Annotated in this window: 12 protein-coding genes; 4 read left to right on the forward strand and 8 right to left on the reverse strand. The window is 40.7% G+C overall.

What is annotated here, in order from left to right; all coding sequences use genetic code 11:
• The first annotated feature begins 193 nt into the window (after positions 1-193).
• The 4 genes from R8G66_03060 to R8G66_03075 all read left to right on the forward strand — a co-directional run bounded on the left by R8G66_03060 (position 194) and on the right by R8G66_03075 (position 4,819).
• Entirely contained in the window at positions 194-1,858 is a 1,665-nt protein-coding gene (locus R8G66_03060) for an alpha-amylase family glycosyl hydrolase (protein MDW3191308.1), read from the forward strand.
• Positions 1,859-2,119: 261 nt separating this feature from the next.
• The gene (locus R8G66_03065) at positions 2,120-3,103 is read left to right on the forward strand and encodes a HAMP domain-containing sensor histidine kinase (protein ID MDW3191309.1); all 984 of its coding nucleotides are present in this window, start codon (positions 2,120-2,122) and stop codon (positions 3,101-3,103) included.
• A 174-nt stretch (positions 3,104-3,277) separates the two neighbouring features.
• A complete protein-coding gene (locus R8G66_03070) occupies positions 3,278-3,457 on the forward strand; it encodes a hypothetical protein (GenBank protein ID MDW3191310.1) in 180 nt (59 codons plus the stop codon).
• Between the two features lie 39 nt (positions 3,458-3,496).
• Positions 3,497-4,819 (forward strand): tetratricopeptide repeat protein, encoded by a 1,323-nt coding sequence (locus R8G66_03075; GenBank protein MDW3191311.1) that lies wholly within the window; start codon positions 3,497-3,499, stop codon positions 4,817-4,819.
• A 160-nt stretch (positions 4,820-4,979) separates the two neighbouring features.
• On the opposite strand, the gene R8G66_03080 is transcribed toward R8G66_03075, so the two are convergent.
• The 8 genes from R8G66_03080 to R8G66_03115 all read right to left on the reverse strand — a co-directional run bounded on the left by R8G66_03080 (position 4,980) and on the right by R8G66_03115 (position 17,211).
• The gene (locus R8G66_03080; protein MDW3191312.1) at positions 4,980-5,480 is read right to left on the reverse strand and encodes a helix-turn-helix transcriptional regulator; all 501 of its coding nucleotides are present in this window, start codon (positions 5,478-5,480) and stop codon (positions 4,980-4,982) included.
• 361 nt (positions 5,481-5,841) lie between these two features.
• Complete coding sequence (locus R8G66_03085) at positions 5,842-9,255, reverse strand: M60 family peptidase N-terminal accessory domain-containing protein (protein ID MDW3191313.1); 3,414 nt, start codon at positions 9,253-9,255, stop codon at positions 5,842-5,844.
• A 473-nt stretch (positions 9,256-9,728) separates the two neighbouring features.
• Entirely contained in the window at positions 9,729-10,610 is an 882-nt protein-coding gene (locus R8G66_03090; protein MDW3191314.1) for an SDR family oxidoreductase, read from the reverse strand.
• A 118-nt stretch (positions 10,611-10,728) separates the two neighbouring features.
• Positions 10,729-11,301, reverse strand: coding sequence for a TetR family transcriptional regulator C-terminal domain-containing protein (locus R8G66_03095; GenBank protein MDW3191315.1), 573 nt, complete (start codon positions 11,299-11,301; stop codon positions 10,729-10,731).
• 292 nt (positions 11,302-11,593) lie between these two features.
• On the reverse strand, positions 11,594-13,609 hold the full coding sequence (locus R8G66_03100; protein ID MDW3191316.1) for a tetratricopeptide repeat protein: 2,016 nt from the start codon (positions 13,607-13,609) through the stop codon (positions 11,594-11,596).
• A gap of 244 nt (positions 13,610-13,853) precedes the next feature.
• A complete protein-coding gene (locus R8G66_03105) occupies positions 13,854-14,045 on the reverse strand; it encodes a hypothetical protein (GenBank protein MDW3191317.1) in 192 nt (63 codons plus the stop codon).
• Between the two features lie 196 nt (positions 14,046-14,241).
• Positions 14,242-16,869: an ABC transporter permease gene (locus R8G66_03110; protein ID MDW3191318.1), complete on the reverse strand. Its 2,628-nt coding sequence runs from the start codon at positions 16,867-16,869 to the stop codon at positions 14,242-14,244.
• A gap of 3 nt (positions 16,870-16,872) precedes the next feature.
• The gene (locus R8G66_03115; GenBank protein MDW3191319.1) at positions 16,873-17,211 is read right to left on the reverse strand and encodes a PadR family transcriptional regulator; all 339 of its coding nucleotides are present in this window, start codon (positions 17,209-17,211) and stop codon (positions 16,873-16,875) included.
• Positions 17,212-17,244 lie beyond the last annotated feature (33 nt).

Consider the following 17,244-nt stretch of genomic DNA (forward strand, 5'->3'; position numbering starts at 1 on the left):
GCTGCTCCTGGTCGAGCTTTAATAGAACAATCAGCACAGGTATCCTATCGGATTTGAAAGGCTGATTAGGCATTTCAAAAAATTATTCAGCACCGCAATCGTTTCCATTTTTCAGGTTCGGGATCAATTCAATTCCGAACAACTTTCCGAAGCAATTTTTTATTAGTTTAGGCGTCATCATTAATTCTTAATCATGAAGTTTAAGCTCCTAGCCCTCACCTTGTTACTGACTGCTTACGCATGTAATACACCGAAAACTCAAGTGGAAGAAAAACCTGCGGAAGCAGCTCAAGCTGCCGAAGCAAATTTCATGTGGGAAAATGCCAACATGTATTTTCTGTTGACGGATCGGTTCAAAAATGGTGATCCCTCCAATGACAATTCATTTGGCCGACAACCAGATGGTGCACCATTGCGGAGCTTTATGGGCGGAGATATCCGTGGAGTGATCCAGAAACTGGACGAAGGTTATTTTCAGGAGCTTGGTGTCAATGCCATTTGGATGACACCTGTTTTTCAACAAGTCAAATCATCCGTAGACGAAGGTTATGGTAGTCAATACGCCTTCCATGGTTATTGGATCTCCGACTGGACCACACTGGATCCAAATTTTGGAACAATAGAAGACTTAAAAGAACTGATCAAGAAAGCCCACAACCAGGGCATCCGGATCGTATTTGATGTAGTGATCAACCATACCGGGCCTGTTACAGAGATGGACCCTAAATACGAAGAATCCTGGGTACGCACCTCTCCACAATGCACCTACAGTAGCTACGCCTCAACCGTGACTTGTACTTTAGTGGAAAACCTACCTGATGTTAGAACTGAATCAGATGAAGCCGTCGAGCTACCCCGGTACTTAGTAGACAAGTGGAAAGCAGAAGGCCGCTATGAGCAGGAAGTGGCCGAACTAGATGCGTTTTTTGAAGCTACCGGCCATCCAAGAGCTCCCCGCTTCTACATCATGAAATGGATCACCGATTATATCAAAGAATTGGGCATAGACGGATTGCGCGTTGATACGGTAAAACATGTGGAAGAAACCGTCTGGAAAGAACTCTATCAATTGGCACTACAGGCATTAAAGGATTGGAAAACAGCTAACCCGGCTGAGAAACTAGATGATCTGGACCTATACTATCTAGGTGAAGTTTACAATTACTCGATCTACAACAAGGAGTTCACCATGGATGGTGGTGTTGAAAAAATCGACTACTACGCCCAGGGTTTCAACAGCTTGATCAACTTTGCCTTCAAAGGGGAAGTCGTCAAAAAACCTGAAGAAGTATTCTCCACTTATTCCAATATTCTGAACAGTCCTGAGTGGGAAGGACTAACTACTCTGCATTACATTGCCTCTCATGATGATGGCGCCATTCTGGATCGTTCAAGAGAGCAGATCAAAGACTTTGCTACGATGCTGATGCTCGTACCCGGAGGTGCTCAAATCTATTATGGAGATGAATTAGGCAGAAAACTGGAATATGAAGGTGCATCCGGAGATGCGACCTTGAGAACGCCAATGCCCTGGGAAGAACTTGAGACCAATGAAACCATGCAAGCTACATTAGCACACTGGCAAAAGCTCGGGAAATTCAGAAGAGACCACCCTTCTATCGGCGCTGGGGTTCATGAAATGATTCAAGCAGCTCCTTATACTTTCAAAAGAACTTTATCTGATGAAGTTACTGATCAGGTAGTTGTGGTAATGGACCCCACTTCTGAAGTAAATGTCGCAAATACCTTTCCAGAAGGACAGGAAGTAAAAGACCATTACAGTGGAGCAATTGGAATTGTAAAAGATGGAAAAGTTACCTTCAATCAGGATAGTCCCATCAGGCTAGTAGCGCTATAAAATCAAGAAAAACGCTTTTAGGAAAAGATCCTTAAAACCCGACAAAGTGATTCGCTAGAGTGAGCTAAAATAATTAGCTGTCTTAAGAAAAAGATTCTTGGATATTTGAAATTAGATTTTTATAAAAATCTAATAATCAAACACTTACATCATTTTGGGTATAGTATTTATTCCATTTAAGAAAAATTGTAATGTCTAATTAACTTATTAAGGTAAGAACCTAAGTGAGAATGGACATTAACAACTTAAAAGCTAATGGATATGGAAACAATACTATTGAATTTGATTTTCTTAGTGGCACTCGGTGTGTTGGTCAATTATGGATACTCGATCCTCGTGTCCCAAAGTAATCTTTTAAAAGCCGAAGGCTTCAACGATTATTACTCTATATTATTGCAATCACCTCTTCTTCTTAAGCTCAATCCTTTCTTCGGTTTGAAACGAAGAATGCTGGAATTGACTAAAGAACGAGACAAACTGAGTCATGTAATACAGCAAGTATTATCTCGTCAGAACAAATCACAAGAGCAGATCAAAACTGCATATATGGCCAAAATCAATGAAGGAATGGCCCATGAGTTAAATAATTCTCTGAACATCGTTAATGGAGCGATAAAACCAATCTGTCAAGATTTTGAAGCATTAAAATCTCATATCAAAGTTGAAGGAGAAACTGGTGCACAGCTCATGGCTGAAGTGGAACTGTTACTCAAGGCCCTTGCTCAGAGTGCCGAAAGGGCCTGTGATTCAGCATCAAATTTTCTGGATATGCTACCTGATCAGATTGAAAGTTTCGATGAAGAGCAGCAGTTGGATGTAGTGGTAAAACGAATGATCAATTGGTACAAGATCTTATACCCCGAGATCACATTTAACTTTCAAATTGAAATGGATCTCCAGCTAAACTCGGAAGCCTCCGATCTCTTAATGGCCATCAATTGCTTACTCATCAATGCCATCGAGGCAAGTGTTCAAAGACCGAACGCTAAAATTGATATCGGAATCCTGGGAAACAAAGGCCAATTAGTTGTAGTTGTTATGGATAATGGCAAGGGAATTCCCAATGAAATCAAGGGAAGAATCTTTGAACCATTTTTCACAACGAAGGATAGCATTCAAATCGCAGGACTTGGGCTTTTCAATATTTATGAACTGATTACAAAAAAAGATGGATCCATCAGGGTGAAGGACAATCCGAACGGCGAAGGCGGAACCATATTTAGCGTGAATCTACCGGTTGACTAAATCATTGGCAATAAGAAAAGGAATCATTAAAACATCAAGAAGAATAATCTTATTACAAATAGGAAAATTCATCTTCCTTTTCACCGGAAAAAGCCTCAAAACGAAGAATTTTAATAATACAGAGAAGATTTCAAGAACATTTTTATATTGCCTTCGGACTATCACGATTGATATATGATGAGACGAGTGAAGTACACGCTATTTACCTACGTACTTTTTGGAGTCTGTTTGTTTGCTTTTTCCTCATGTGAAGAAGATTCGGAGATTTTGGATAATCTGGAAATTAAGAAGGAAACAGATGACGACAAATCGACGGTAGAACAGCCAGCTATTAATAGCCCAGGTGGTAACTGATATTTTTAATATTGAATTAATCAATTCAACCACAAAAAAATGAACCGTAAGAGACAAAATTGGAAAAAGATCATTCCTACATTTATTATAGGATGTTGCTTATTGGCTGCATGTGAAATGCAAGCTGATCAAGAAATACTTGCCACCTCTGAATCCGAATCTTTGGAAGTGGCGTTGCAAGAGACGCGGGAGTTCATGTATGATGATCCAATTCGAGGAATCTCCAGTCTGGATGAAATCATCGATCAAGCTAAATCGCAAAACTCAGCACTAATAACTGGTAAGGCTCTATGGTACCAGGCATATCTACAACATCAATTGATGGATGATGTATCTAAAGCATATTTTGCGTATAAGGAATCACTGAAATATCTGGATCAAACTACAGATGCAATCACCAAAGCAAAAGTCAGGAACAACCTGGCTGTCTTGAACGAATATTATGGTCAATATGATTTCGCGATTAGCATCTATCAAAGTATTCTTGAAGATCGAGACAAACTTGCGGAAGAGCAGCTTTCTAACGTCTATTATAACCTTGGCAGAAATTACAAACTGAAAGGAGATGAAGAATCGTTCTTCAAAGCGGAAGATGCTTTTACACAATCACTGGAATTGGCTCAAAGCATTGATCACCATAGAAACATTGCCCGTGCGAATAATCAGGTTGGTATGATGTATAAGGATCTTGCTGATTATGACATGTCCAGAATCGCTTACAGGAATACTATTCGAGATTATCAAAACGATTCCAAAAGTGATGGTGTATTAGATTTTGTAGGACAGGCCTATCATGGAATGGGAGTCACCTACATGGAGCAAGAACGATTTGACGAAGCTAACGAAGCCTTTAGAGAAGCGTTAAAATATAAAACTGATAGTGAATCTATTTTTATCACCAAATATGATCTTGGAAGTGTGCTTTTTGAACTTGGCCAACCTATGGAAGCTATCGCTACCTGGAAAGATGCCCTGAAAGAAAAACACAATAAAAATGAGCGAATCCAGGTAGAAATTTATGCTAAACTCACTTCTGCACTTGCTGCACACAATGAATATGCAGACGCTTTAATGTATGCACAAATTTATAATGAGCATATCAGTAACATTCTTTCCGAAGGTGAAAAATATCAAGCTGAAAACAATCGAGTGATCTTTGCAGATATCATCCGCGAGTACGACGAATTCAATCAAGTCATTCCTTTTTACAAGGAACCGTGGGCCATTGTGCTCATGTTTATTTTCATCGCTTTAGCGGTGTACACAGGCAGTCGTGCCTATTATCAATCTAAATTATCCACGAAGGTGTCTGATACAAGATCTGAAATCCAGATCGAATTTCAGAACATCAAACTAGATTAAGTGACCTGTGTTCTAAGGACTAAGGTCGCTTGATCTTTGTTTTCTCTTGTTAGGATAAAATCAATCTTTAAATAACACATTGAAAAACGTAAAAGGATCCTCATGGATCCTTTTTGTTTGTAGTATTCTTTCATTCCAATCTTGCCACCGACAAGGAGAACTACTTCTCTCCTATCTTACCGCTAATGATATCGGAAAGGGTATCCTGCATAATATAGAAGTCCTTCAGTTTCTGGTTGTAAGCCAGAAATATCGCTTTTAAGTCCCCAAATAAGCGGCGACGGTCAATTTCATTGGTATCTTCCTCTTCTATTCTGCGCAGTTTATCACTGAAAAACGTAGCAATCCGGTCAATGTCATTGCGGGTGATCTCAAAGTTTTGAGTGGACTCATTTACCAGATTCTCCAGCTTAGCTTCTGTGTTGTGCTCAATTTTAAACTCTTCATAATTACTCTCGGTCATCTCTTTGGTGATGAACAAGTGAAGGTTGATCTTGAAGGCCTGAGCTACACTTCTCAAAACATCCGGTTTAGGGATTACATTGTTTTCGTATTTATTAATATTATGGCTTGGAACCCCAATAATTTCCCCAAACTCGCTCTGACTTTTGATGTTCTCAACCCTCCGTAAAGTCTTAATATTTTTATTAATCAGATCCACTCTTTCCGCCTTTACTTAATATTAATACATCTAAGAATATTTTTCTCAAAATTCTTCAAGCCTTATTTTTTATATCGTTGATTTACAGGGTTTTATGAAAAAAAATTAAATCAAGAAAATTTATCTTTCCAATAAAAGAATACGTGCTTAATTACAGAAGGTTTATAGCTAGATACTTCATTTCATTAAGAACCAGTTACTCATTAAGAGTCAGCTTATTCAACCAAACACTGAGCTATGAAAAGTGCATCCCAGAGGGATGCACTTTTATTTTGTACCTATCAAATGTTAGACTTGCACGCCAGATGTGGCCTCTAAAACTACAAGACTCGCGGGACGATGAGAACTGAAGGATATTTCATTAACGCTTATGGATCTTCAATGTGTTGATTTGTGTATCAGTTTTGACTTGTAATAGATAGGTCCCTGAGGTAAGGTCATTCAAGTTGATCCCTGTATATACATCTGCTGGAAGAAATTTCTTTATCAACTTTCCATCCAAAGAAGTGAGGTCTATTGATCTCACCTGATTAAGGTCCTGTTCTTTAAGGTATAAAACATTACCTGCCGGGTTTGGATAAACTAATGTACCAGACTGATATATTTGGGTGTTCAAAACGAGGAATACCTCAAGAGGCGCTTCAAAAATGTCACTCTCATCAATTCCATCATTGACAGTAACAGAAACTAAAAGTTCCCCTACAAAACCTTCTGCTGGCATGATGGTATGGTCATCAACAGAATAATTTTCACCGGCACTAACTGTCAGTGTAAAATCTCCCGGAAAATCATGATCATCATCTTCAACTATAAAATCCGTAAGACTCAAGGTCCATGGGGTATCCTGCGGAATTAAAATGGGTGCTGATAGACCCGTAATTACTGGTATAATATTAAGTTTCTGTATTTCTACATTAACCGTATATACTTCACTCTCTTCAATACCGTCACTGACAGTAACAGGTACATTTAAGGTTCCTGAAAAGTCTAATTCAGGAGTAATCGTGTATCCATCAAGGGTATAATGTTCTCCCTCATGGACAGACAAAATAAAATCATCCGGGTAAGTATGGTCAGTATCCTCCACTTCCAAATCTGCAAGCGACAAGGTAAATGAGGTATTCTCAGAAATGACAATCGGTTGGACCAAACCAATGATCACGGGTTCCTGGTTCAAATCTGCGGCTGTGAGGTTATAATACTTATCAATGATAGTATCAATTCGCCCAATGATCTTGGCAGCGTGCACCTCATCGTATATAATGCGGATCGAATCCCATCGAGGAACATGGTAATTTGGATCCATGTGTTCGACCATCGAATGGTAGATGTGTTGAATGGCTTCATTATCAGCGGGAACAGTAGCTCGATAGTGCAACAGGCGTTCTTTTACAATTTCAGATGTAGGCAAAGACTGCAATTCACTCACAAGGATGTCTGAAGGCAGGATTCCATGAAATTCAAAATGAGGCGCCATATTGACACCAAGCACTTCAGAAGCGGCAGCGATGAACTGATCATCTTCTAAACTGTAAGGACTCCAATCAGGGTTGGCGATTTGATAATCATAGAAATATTGATTGATCTCGCCATAAGCCTCCCATCCAAACATTTTGGCAATGTCTACTAGTTTTACCAGGCCCCGACTTTGATAAAGTAACTGGTCCCATGGGCCATCGATCTCATAACCAATTCGGTTACCTTCATAGAAGTTCGGAGTTACGATCCAATCAAGCGTCGCTTCTTCCAAAGTCAATCTTTGATTCTGAGAATAGACAAAAGCCGAATCGATCGACTCACCCATGGCGATACTATAAGCAGCAGTCGCCGGAATGTGAACATTGGTCTCTTGTTCAAAAGGCAGGGTTGGCATGTTATGTAAATGTCCATATTCATGGAAAATGATGTAATTAAATCGTGCTAAGCCTTTGTACCATTCCCGGCCTTGTCCGACCACCACAGGTTCATCCCATTGGTATTCATAAGGAAATGCTACCGTCTCCAAGGACATGGGGTAAGCGGCCGGTGCGGCCGTAAACTTTGCATGGCTATTTCTGTCTACCATCAGGTATTCACCTCTAAACCGCTCTAATGGTCTTCCCAGTGCAATATTTACGGCATCAAACATATCATCCCAAACGGACAAGACGGAATCTGGAGATACCACATTCTTCACCATGCCATGAGGAATAGTGCACATGAATTTAGAGGATTCTATGTCTGCCCAGGGCACGTGGGCATTGGCTACCTCTGATTGAAATTCTTCTAGCGATGTTGAAAACCCTTCTTTCGTAGAATAGTATGGCGCTTTGATTGCTCCATCTACCTCAAAGGTTAGCGGTCCCAATTGTTTGCCATCAGGGACAGTAAGGTATATTCCTCCACCAAATGGATTCGCCACAGTTATGGTTTTGCTTTCAATTGCATACTGAGTGGATATTCTTGGATATCGAGTAAATTCATTCCAGGTTTCTTGCACGTTTTTTCGGTGCGCTCCGACAAATAATGTCATATCTTGTCTAATCGCCGCATCGGGTACTGTGATTGTGACCAGTTCACCAGGAGCTACATAATACCCGCTGGGGCGAATGACTTCTTCCTGGTCATTGAGATGGAACCCTGGATCCGTTTGATAATCACCATCGATCGTAAAAGTGGCATCGGAGATGCGAGGAGCAGCGTTACTTACCGTACCGGGAAACAACTCATGATCTTTGAAGGTCAATCCTTCCATTTCTACCACGGTTGAGCCCCCATACTGATTATCTAAAATCCATTGCTGCATCTGGTATTGGATAGCCTCCATGGCGTGAAAGCCATCAGGAGACTCCTTAAATGGCTGATCAAAGATGGGTCCGTAAACAACTGAATAAGCTTCCATGTAAGTATGAATACTTGCTTTATTGGGCTGATACGATGTTTGGTCCCAATTAGCGACAAAAACGCCGTGTAAAGAATCTATGGTCTCATTTGGTAATGTAGTCGTTCCTTGCAAATGATCCGTTAATAGCCCGATCACTGTACCCACTTGATCCGGATCGCCGGATAAGACCGGACTGGCAATTACCAAATAATCTACCTGAAGGTCGAGGCTCGGAGGTGGTTCGAAAAGATTAATATGGTTGTTGATGTCAGACCCTACCGCCATCTGTTGTGAGATGGTTCGCTTGAATCCATCATAATCCAGGCGATCGTCAAAATAGGAAGTAGAAACCGAATTATTGACGATGTACTGTATGTATGGTGTAGCGGCATCAAAGAATATTCGAACAATCAGTTCGTACCAAATTCCTGAATCTATTTCACTTACAAAATCAAGCTTGCCTTCTGATTGGTATATCGGGGGTCCGTAATTGATACCATCTCCGTAAGTAGTGATGATCCTGAGCTGACCTTCCCATTGCCGTGCGGTAATATCGAAACCTCCTAAACGCTGATCGTAATCCTCTTTACTCGACAAAATGACTCGAGCATCTTCATCTGCTGTTGATTGCCAATCCCCCTCTACTTTGAAACGTACCCTGATCTCCAGAGAAGCGGACGTATCAATCGCAGCACTCAATGCGTTGGGCAACAGCAGATAGTCATAACTGCCCATCGTCACATATTCACCGCTTTCTATCATTGGGTTACCTTGCTCAACAGCATGATAGCTTCCGAATTGATCCTGAAAGTCATTATTAAACTCATATCGAGCTAATTGACCGTGGGATGGCCAGAAGACAATTGCCATTAATGAAAAGAAAACAAGTCGTGGAATGATGTAAGCATTCATAGAGGATCATTAAAATAAGGGGTCTATACAATCACTTAATATTTAATAAAAGCAAGTATGAATTGTACTATTTAAAGTTAAATTGACTTCATTATCATTTCCAAAGTACCTCCGGGACAAAGGGGAGACATTCATTCAAATTCGCTGAGAAATAAAAAAAGGTACGCTATAGCAGACGCACCTTTTTCAAATTAACCAAATTCAATCATAACTAATGCTTGTCAAGCATCTATTGATTGTTTCAAATGCTTATTCATCATTCACTATGAATTTTGACTTATTGAAAAAAATTGATTGATGATTTAGAAAACCATCTCTTCCTTTTACCTCGTTTTTTCTATATCAAAAATTGGCCAATCGTGAGTTTCATTTCCACTGGTATCGAGTCGTTGGTTAAAATGCAGTGTTATTCCTCAGGAAGGTTCAGCTAATCAGCCCTTATAACCCTTCTTACCATGCTACCCATTTGCTGATTATTGCGCTACTTCAAGTAAATGACCCATTTGAAGACTGTCTTTGATCAATGACTCTTGAATGGGATGCACTTTTTCATTATAATCCCTCACTCCATAGTCTATGCCTGAAACCACTCGCTCCGGTCTTTCTCCCTTATCAGCGGCGATAACGGACAGAATATCATCTGCTACCATTTGAGGATCAGGTGCTTGATCTGTTTCGAAAAACCCTTCGAAATTCTTCAACATAGCACCTGGTACTCCCTTGAAGTCTCCATATCCTTCTAGCGTGGCTACATCTGCCTCTTGTGGGCCACTGTACAATAAGCCCGTTCCAAATGGACCAGGCTCGTTCACAGATACTTCTATTCCAAATGGAGCCACTTCATATCTTAGCGACTGTGAATAGGCTTCAACTGCATACTTACTGGCACAATAGATCCCGAAATAAGGAAATGACAACCGTCCTGCAAGAGAAGATACATTGATGATCAATCCGTTTTTTTGGCCACGCATGTGAGGCAATACCGCCTTTATCGTTCGAATGATACCAAAGAAATTCACATCAAATTGGTCTTTTGCCTGCTCCAAGGAATAAGCTTCTGTTATGCCTACGAACATTACTCCAGCATTATTGACCAACACATCAATTTTTCCATCGGCTTCTACAATTTGCTTAATGGATTGCTCTACAGATTGTTCTTGAGTAACATCTAGTTCTACAACTTCTATTTTAAGTCTTTCATCATTGGCTATTTCTAGCAGCTCATCCTTGCTTTTTTTGTTCTTACCATCCATATTCCTCATGGTTGCCCAAACTTTATAACCTTGCCGGGCAAGGGTTAGAGCTGTCAATTTGCCAAAACCATTGCTACTTCCTGTTATTACTACGTTTTTCATGTATTAATTAATTGATTGTTATTTAATTTTTAAACAAGTCATCTACACAATTCAGAAAAAATCTAAAAAATCCCGCATGCATATTAGACCGGTCGTCTAGTTTCAATTCAAAAATTTTTTACAGCAATTTTTCTATAAATTGAATGAACAAGTTCATAGGTTGATCATCTCTAGTTGATTTCATACGTACCAGAGCTCCTTCCCAACTATTTAAGATGAAAGCTGCGTATTCCTTAGCAGAATACTCGGTTTTTATATCACCTTGTTCCTGTCCTTCTACAATTGTCTGTTCAAATACCAACTCCATTGCATTGAATCCATTACTAATGGTTTCTGCAAAAACGTCTTTGTATCCTCCTAATTCCAGACTACTATTTCCAAGTAGACATCCTTTCCCGTATTCTTGATCCTGATAAATTTTCATGACCGCCTGGAAAAGGTTAAATATTCTCCTTTTGGGAGTGACATCTCTATTATCCAAAAATGTTTTTAAAAAGTCCACATTTTGCCTAGTAAAAAATTCAATCACCTTGAGCCCAAAATCTTCTTTACTTTTGAAATAGTAGTAAAACGATCCCTTCGGTATGTTGGCGGTCTCGAGAATTTTCGTAAGACCGACACCATTGTAGCCGCTTTCAAAAATCAATTCCGCTCCTACCGATAATATGTTATCTACTGTTTCTTCTCTCATTTGATTATTAGACCAGTCGTCTAGTGCACGGCAAATCAAAACAAAAGTTGTTCATAAGCCAATTTTTTTTCCAATTTTCATGTATTTGGAATCCTAACTCCTTTGTTTTGATCATAATAAGGCAACGTGGTTGAGTTGATTCAATTCTACCGATGTAAAAAAAGTGTGGCTATTAGATCGCCCCTGATTTCAGAAACTCATAAGTAAATACATCTCCCACCATATGACTTTATTCTTATCTCTGCTCTTAAACTGATACTCCAAATTAATTTTAAAAGAGAAAACCCGGCTCTCACCGGGTCATACTTCCGCCAAAAAAAGTTGTTGTGGCTAAGCTTTTATCGGATATGCATTTTATGTTCAGTAATCTGTCCTGAATCCGGACTTCCTTCAGCTCCATTTTGGTCTCTTCAAACTTTTGTATGTCCAACATGTTATGGACCATCTGTAACATCATTTTCCCGGACTGAGCGATCTCTTGCAGGTCCTCATTCTTTCTGAAGTTGTTTGCCATGGAAATGATCACATTTAATGGGTTTTTCATGTCGTGCGCAATCATCTGGGTAAGGCTGTTCCTAAATTGTGTTAGCTCCTGAACTTGCCTATTCTTCTCTTCAAGGTCTTTTGATTTCAGGTTCAAGACATGGGCATAATTCTTTTCTCTTCGATAGACCCAATAAATGATGAAGCAAAGCACAATGAATACCCCTAAAGCAATCAGACTGTAGTTACGAAACTTTTCTTGTTTGGTGAGTGTCGCCTCCATGGCTGTCTTTTCTATCAGTCGATCTTGTTCAACCCGTAATCGCTCTTGTTCGAAAGCTTGTTCCAAATTGATTCGAGTTACTGTTTTAACAGCCTCTTCGTTCAGGATGGAATCATTCATGACCTTAAACTCTTTTTGATAACGATAGGCCATAGCGAACTCCCCTACTTCCGCGTATGCGATCGACAAGACTTCAGATGCTTGTTTGACCAATTCAATGTTCTTAAGCGTAGTGGCCAATCGATAAGCCACTTCACCTTGTTGAACCCCTTGTTTCCAAGCCACCATCTTGATGTGCGTTTTTGCACGTCCCAGAGCAATTCGGGCTTTAAGTATCATATTGTCCAACTTCTGACTGATTGCATCTGCTTTATCATACCAGGCCAGCGCTTTATCGAATGAGCCAAGTCCTATACTTACATCACCCATCAAATATTGGAAGGTTGCAATTTGAAAGTCATTGTTGATCTCTGTAGCAAGATCAATGCCCTGATCTATGTAATGGATCGCCTGATCATATTCATTAAGCTCAAGGTGTATGGATGCGATTACGTTTAAAGAAAGTAGGATACCATTATTAACCCCGATCTCCCTTCTGAGAGCCAATACCCTGGCCGCCAAAGTTTTGGCTTCTTCTAAATCGCGCAAATCCCGATAAACCGTCGAAAGGTTTCCATAAACATTTGCGATACTCTTTGGTAATTCACCCTCTTCAAAAATCGTCAAAGCCTTATAGTAAGCATGGATACCCGATTCATATTCTTTTATTCGGACATAAAGTCCACCAATATTCATCCAAGTATTCCCTCGGCCTTCAACACTTTTGGTTTCTGCGTATAATTCCAGTGCATTTTGATAGCCTTCGAAAGCTTCTTCTAACTGTCCTTGATTTTTGTAGGCATTCGCGAGGTTATTGTAGGTATTTGCCGCACCCTCTACATTTCCTAATTTAAGATGATTCTCAAGTGCCAAATGATAATATACCTTGGCAGAATCCATGATTCCTTCGAGTTCAAAGGAGATTCCAAGGTTTGTATAAATGTGAGGTAGTTTCACACTGTCCTTTAGCTGCAAAGCAAAACCAAGTGCTTTATTGTAATATTTTTGGGCAGCCCCCTGATCACCTAAAACTTTGGATTGAATGATCCCGATGTTATTGATGGTACCAATGGCACCTTGTAAATCACCTAAGTACTCCCGAAGCTTAAGATCGATTTCATAGCATTCCAGGGCATTTTGATAGGCTTGCCCTCTGTGAAAAATAATCCCTCGTCGAAACCAGGCAACCGATAATCCCTTTTGATAAGAAAGCTGTTCTGCCAATTCTATTGCCTCGGCGCTCTTTTCTAATGCCAGGTCCTTTCTCTTATCAATAAAGTAAGCGGCTATCAGCTGAACCAATACATTCACACGATTGGTATCGGGTTCACTGATTTGTAGTTCGGTTTCAAGGCTATCAATATTGTACCGCTGACTGTAACCTTGAGGTATCACGGATATCAGCAACATCAGCATCAATAAAACCCTTACCTTATCTTTCATAACTCCCTCTTTTGCATCCATAGCAACCAATTGACTTTCAGTAATTTAGATACACACTTACCATAAGATAATTGAAAGCAACTCTAACTTATATCAGTACCAGGCCACGTTGTAGGTGAAAAATATACTCGGATTATTACAGAATAAATGTACTGGACTTAGGTGATTTGTATACCTCTCCGTCTACTTACATTAAGGATAAGTATACCAAATGAATACCGAAGCGCAATTGTAAAGGTTGCGTCTATTCAACAAAGAGGTTCTTCATCAACCACAGTTCCATCGTATCATGAGGGGTCATCCTAAAAACATCAATATCTCCATCTCCTTCCCAATCACCCACAAACAAATTATAGGAGCCATCCAGGTTGATCGTATCTGCCTGCCAGGAAGAAGTAACCTGGGTTAAAACCATCACCGGAAATGTTGTGGGCACTTCGGCATTATTTTCCTTCGCAATATCAATGGCCCTGATTCGGTTTACCCCTGTAATGATCTCGAATTGACCATCCCGATCAAGGTCCTCAACCGTATGAAAAAGAAAATGTCTTTGTCCGCTGAAACAGATTTGAGGGACTTTATCACCACGGATTAATGTACCCCAAGCTGGATCAATAACTGGCCAATCAAAATTATTCCGCCCTCAATCCATCCACCGGATTAGAGATCAGCAATCGCTTTAACTCAATGCCGATGATCAACATCATGACCATGCATAAAACCGTACCACTGTAGAACATGAATTGATAAGACAAGGGCATGTGATATTCGTAGAACAGCTCAAAGATCATTTTTACCATGTAATAACTCGCTGGTGCGGCCAACCCCACCGTTATTATGAAAGTCCATAAATATTGGAAAGTCAATATTCCAGCAATGTTTTCCATCCTGGCTCCCAGCACTTTCCGAATGCTGAATTCTCTTGATCGACCAGCCACATTGAGCGCCAGTAAGCCATACAATCCAAGTCCTGCAATCAAGGTGACGATGGTGGCCAGAGCCGTCCAAAAGTTACTACCATCCTCCATGCTCTGATCAAAATTACCCCATACATCTTCCTGATAGCCTCCAAGAAATGGAATCTCAGGATGCATGGAAGCCCATACCGTCATCAATTCGGCATATACTTCCTTTTGTCGAGATGATTTGGTTCTTAAGGCGAGGTATCGCAGTTGTTCATCTCTGGCGAGCGTAAACATGGTTGGTGGTACTTTTAAATAGAAACTATTGGCATGAAAGTCCTTCACCAAACCTATGATCTGAAAGTTCGAACTATCTACTTTGATGCTTTGACCCACAGGATCGTTAATGCCCAACCGACTGGCCATGGTTTCATTAATAACCACAGACCGATGGTCGCTTTCCCTGTTCAGTTCCAGGGTTCTACCGCTAAGCACCTCAACTTGTACGGTTTTGAAATACTCAGGAGTGACCGCAAAGTTGGTTACTTCAAAAGGAAGAGCTTCATGAAACACCTCCAACACCTCACTGGACTGTCCTAAATGATGTTTCCCTCCTGCAGAGAGCAGGACATCCGGATTTTGCTCCATGGCATGTCGCAGCTGCTCAAAAGAGGATTGATCAGGCACACGTACATAGAGCACCTCTTCTTCTTCATAACCCCAGTCACGTTGCTGCTGATACTGCGAATTTTGGGTGAACAGCACCGCCAGTGAGATCAGCAAACACGAAATAAATAGTTGAAATCCGACAAAAAACCTGGTCAGAAGACGTTGCTGACCTATTTTCCCTGCTCCTTTAAAAAGGTTAGCCACTTGAATTTTAGAAACATAAAATGCTGGATATACACCGGAAATAAGTGTCGTGAAGAATAACACCGATGGCAAAAAGATCAGCAAATCAGGATCTTTCCAGGTAAAATCCATTTGGAATGACATGGTATTTTCAAGCCAGGGAACGAATAACTGGCTTCCCAATATGACTCCAATAATCGTTGCTATGGACATCAATATGAGGTTTTCGGCGAGGAATTGAAGTAACACATCACTTCTCCTCGCACCGATGACTTTCCTGAGCCCTATTTCCTTCAACCGCTTGACAGCAGAAACTATCGCAATATTGATATAATTCGAAGCGGCGAGTACCAACACCATTAAACCTATGATCAAAAAAGAAATCGTCGAATAGTAGAGTTCACTAAACCCTCTCCCACTGATGTCTCCTTTTATGTCATCCGCTCTGCGATACAACTCCGTTAGTGGCACCAATTCAAAAGCTTCAATTTGCCATTGATCGTCTGCCAGATTATGGACTTCCTGTTGCTCCGCAAGCTTTGCCTCAATCAACTCCTTGTTTTGATCACTTCTTACCCTGACGAAAGTAGCAGTAATTCGTTGTTGCCAATTGGAAAGGCGAACACTAGGATCACTGAAAGAAAGTACATCAAATTGGATCAGGAAATCAAATTGAAAGGAATTTGCCGCTGGAAAACGTTGTGCCACACCCGTCACATGAAAGGTGCGTTTCATGTCTTTATCAAAGATCAACAGTAAGCTTTTGCCAATTGGGTTCTCATCGCCGAAATACTTCTCAGACATGGCTTCACTGATCACAATTGAAGTAGGCTCGTCTAAGAGTGACCCACTTCCCCATTTCATGGGAAAGGTGAAAAATTTCAGGAAGTTCGGATCGACCATTCGGACTTTCTGATGAAAAACCATGGCCTCTTGTTTGACTACCGCATGTCGGTTTTGAATACGACAAACCTCCATATCAGGAATTTGGCTTTCACGCAACAACCCTCCGGTGGGCGCCGGTGCTTGTCCATATTGTCTCAGTTCTCCATCTCTATTGGCCCAAAAAGTGGTCAGGAAAACCTCATTCTTGTGTTCATGAAACTGGTCAATGTTCCGCACATATCGATTGAACGCATACCCTAGCACACAAATACCGATGGCCGCGGACAACCCCAATACATTCACCAATGAACTCAATGGATTCCTGGCCAGGCTTCGCACGGAGGTCTTGTAATAATTCTTCAGAATGGCCCTTGAAATAAAACTTCGCAAGGACCATGGTCGCAATTGCACGGATCTCTCCTCTTTCCCAACCGGAGCTACCGCTCCAAAGGACCTGGTTGCCTCCTCAAAAGCAGCTTTTTCATCGTATCCTTCTGTTAACAAGTCATCGATGTGATCACGGATGTGTTGTTCCATTTCCTGATGCGCACCCTCATCAAAAGCTGAGTGTTTTCTAAAGCGGCGAAGCCATGCTTCTATCGATTTTTCAAGATCAAACATAGGTCAGGCATTTTTTGGTGAGACATTCCATAATTGATCCAGCACAGAAGTGACTTGATGCCACTGCTCCTTTTCGGAAACCAACTCAGCTTTTCCCAACTCGGTTATTTCATAGTACTTCCTGGGTCTTGCACCTCCATCCATGGTCCATTTCGACTGAATCAACCCGTCCTTCTCCAGCCGGTGTAGGACAGGGTATAACATGCCATCTGCATATTGAAGGTTGCCATTTGACAATTCCTTGATCTTCTTGATGATCAGGTATCCATAACTATTGCCTTGCCTTAATATGGCAAGGATGATGGGTTTGGTGGTTGCTGCGGTGAGTGTTTTTGAGATCATGACTTATACTAAAAAATTCAATATACATAGAAT

The organism is Cytophagales bacterium, from assembly GCA_033344775.1.
Lineage (GTDB): Bacteria > Bacteroidota > Bacteroidia > Cytophagales > Cyclobacteriaceae > JAWPMT01.

Bases quoted from the DNA above. Each gene is read 5' to 3' on its own strand.
- R8G66_03060 (MDW3191308.1), top strand. From the start codon at position 194: ATGAAGTTTAAGCTCCTAGCCCTCACCTTGTTACTGACTGCTTACGCA.
- R8G66_03065 (MDW3191309.1), top strand. From the start codon at position 2,120: ATGGAAACAATACTATTGAATTTGATTTTCTTAGTGGCACTCGGTGTG.
- R8G66_03070 (MDW3191310.1), top strand. From the start codon at position 3,278: ATGATGAGACGAGTGAAGTACACGCTATTTACCTACGTACTTTTTGGA.
- R8G66_03075 (MDW3191311.1), top strand. From the start codon at position 3,497: ATGAACCGTAAGAGACAAAATTGGAAAAAGATCATTCCTACATTTATT.
- R8G66_03085 (MDW3191313.1), bottom strand. From the start codon at position 9,255: ATGAATGCTTACATCATTCCACGACTTGTTTTCTTTTCATTAATGGCA.
- R8G66_03090 (MDW3191314.1), bottom strand. From the start codon at position 10,610: ATGAAAAACGTAGTAATAACAGGAAGTAGCAATGGTTTTGGCAAATTG.
- R8G66_03095 (MDW3191315.1), bottom strand. From the start codon at position 11,301: ATGAGAGAAGAAACAGTAGATAACATATTATCGGTAGGAGCGGAATTG.
- R8G66_03100 (MDW3191316.1), bottom strand. From the start codon at position 13,609: ATGAAAGATAAGGTAAGGGTTTTATTGATGCTGATGTTGCTGATATCC.
- R8G66_03110 (MDW3191318.1), bottom strand. From the start codon at position 16,869: ATGTTTGATCTTGAAAAATCGATAGAAGCATGGCTTCGCCGCTTTAGA.
- R8G66_03115 (MDW3191319.1), bottom strand. From the start codon at position 17,211: ATGATCTCAAAAACACTCACCGCAGCAACCACCAAACCCATCATCCTT.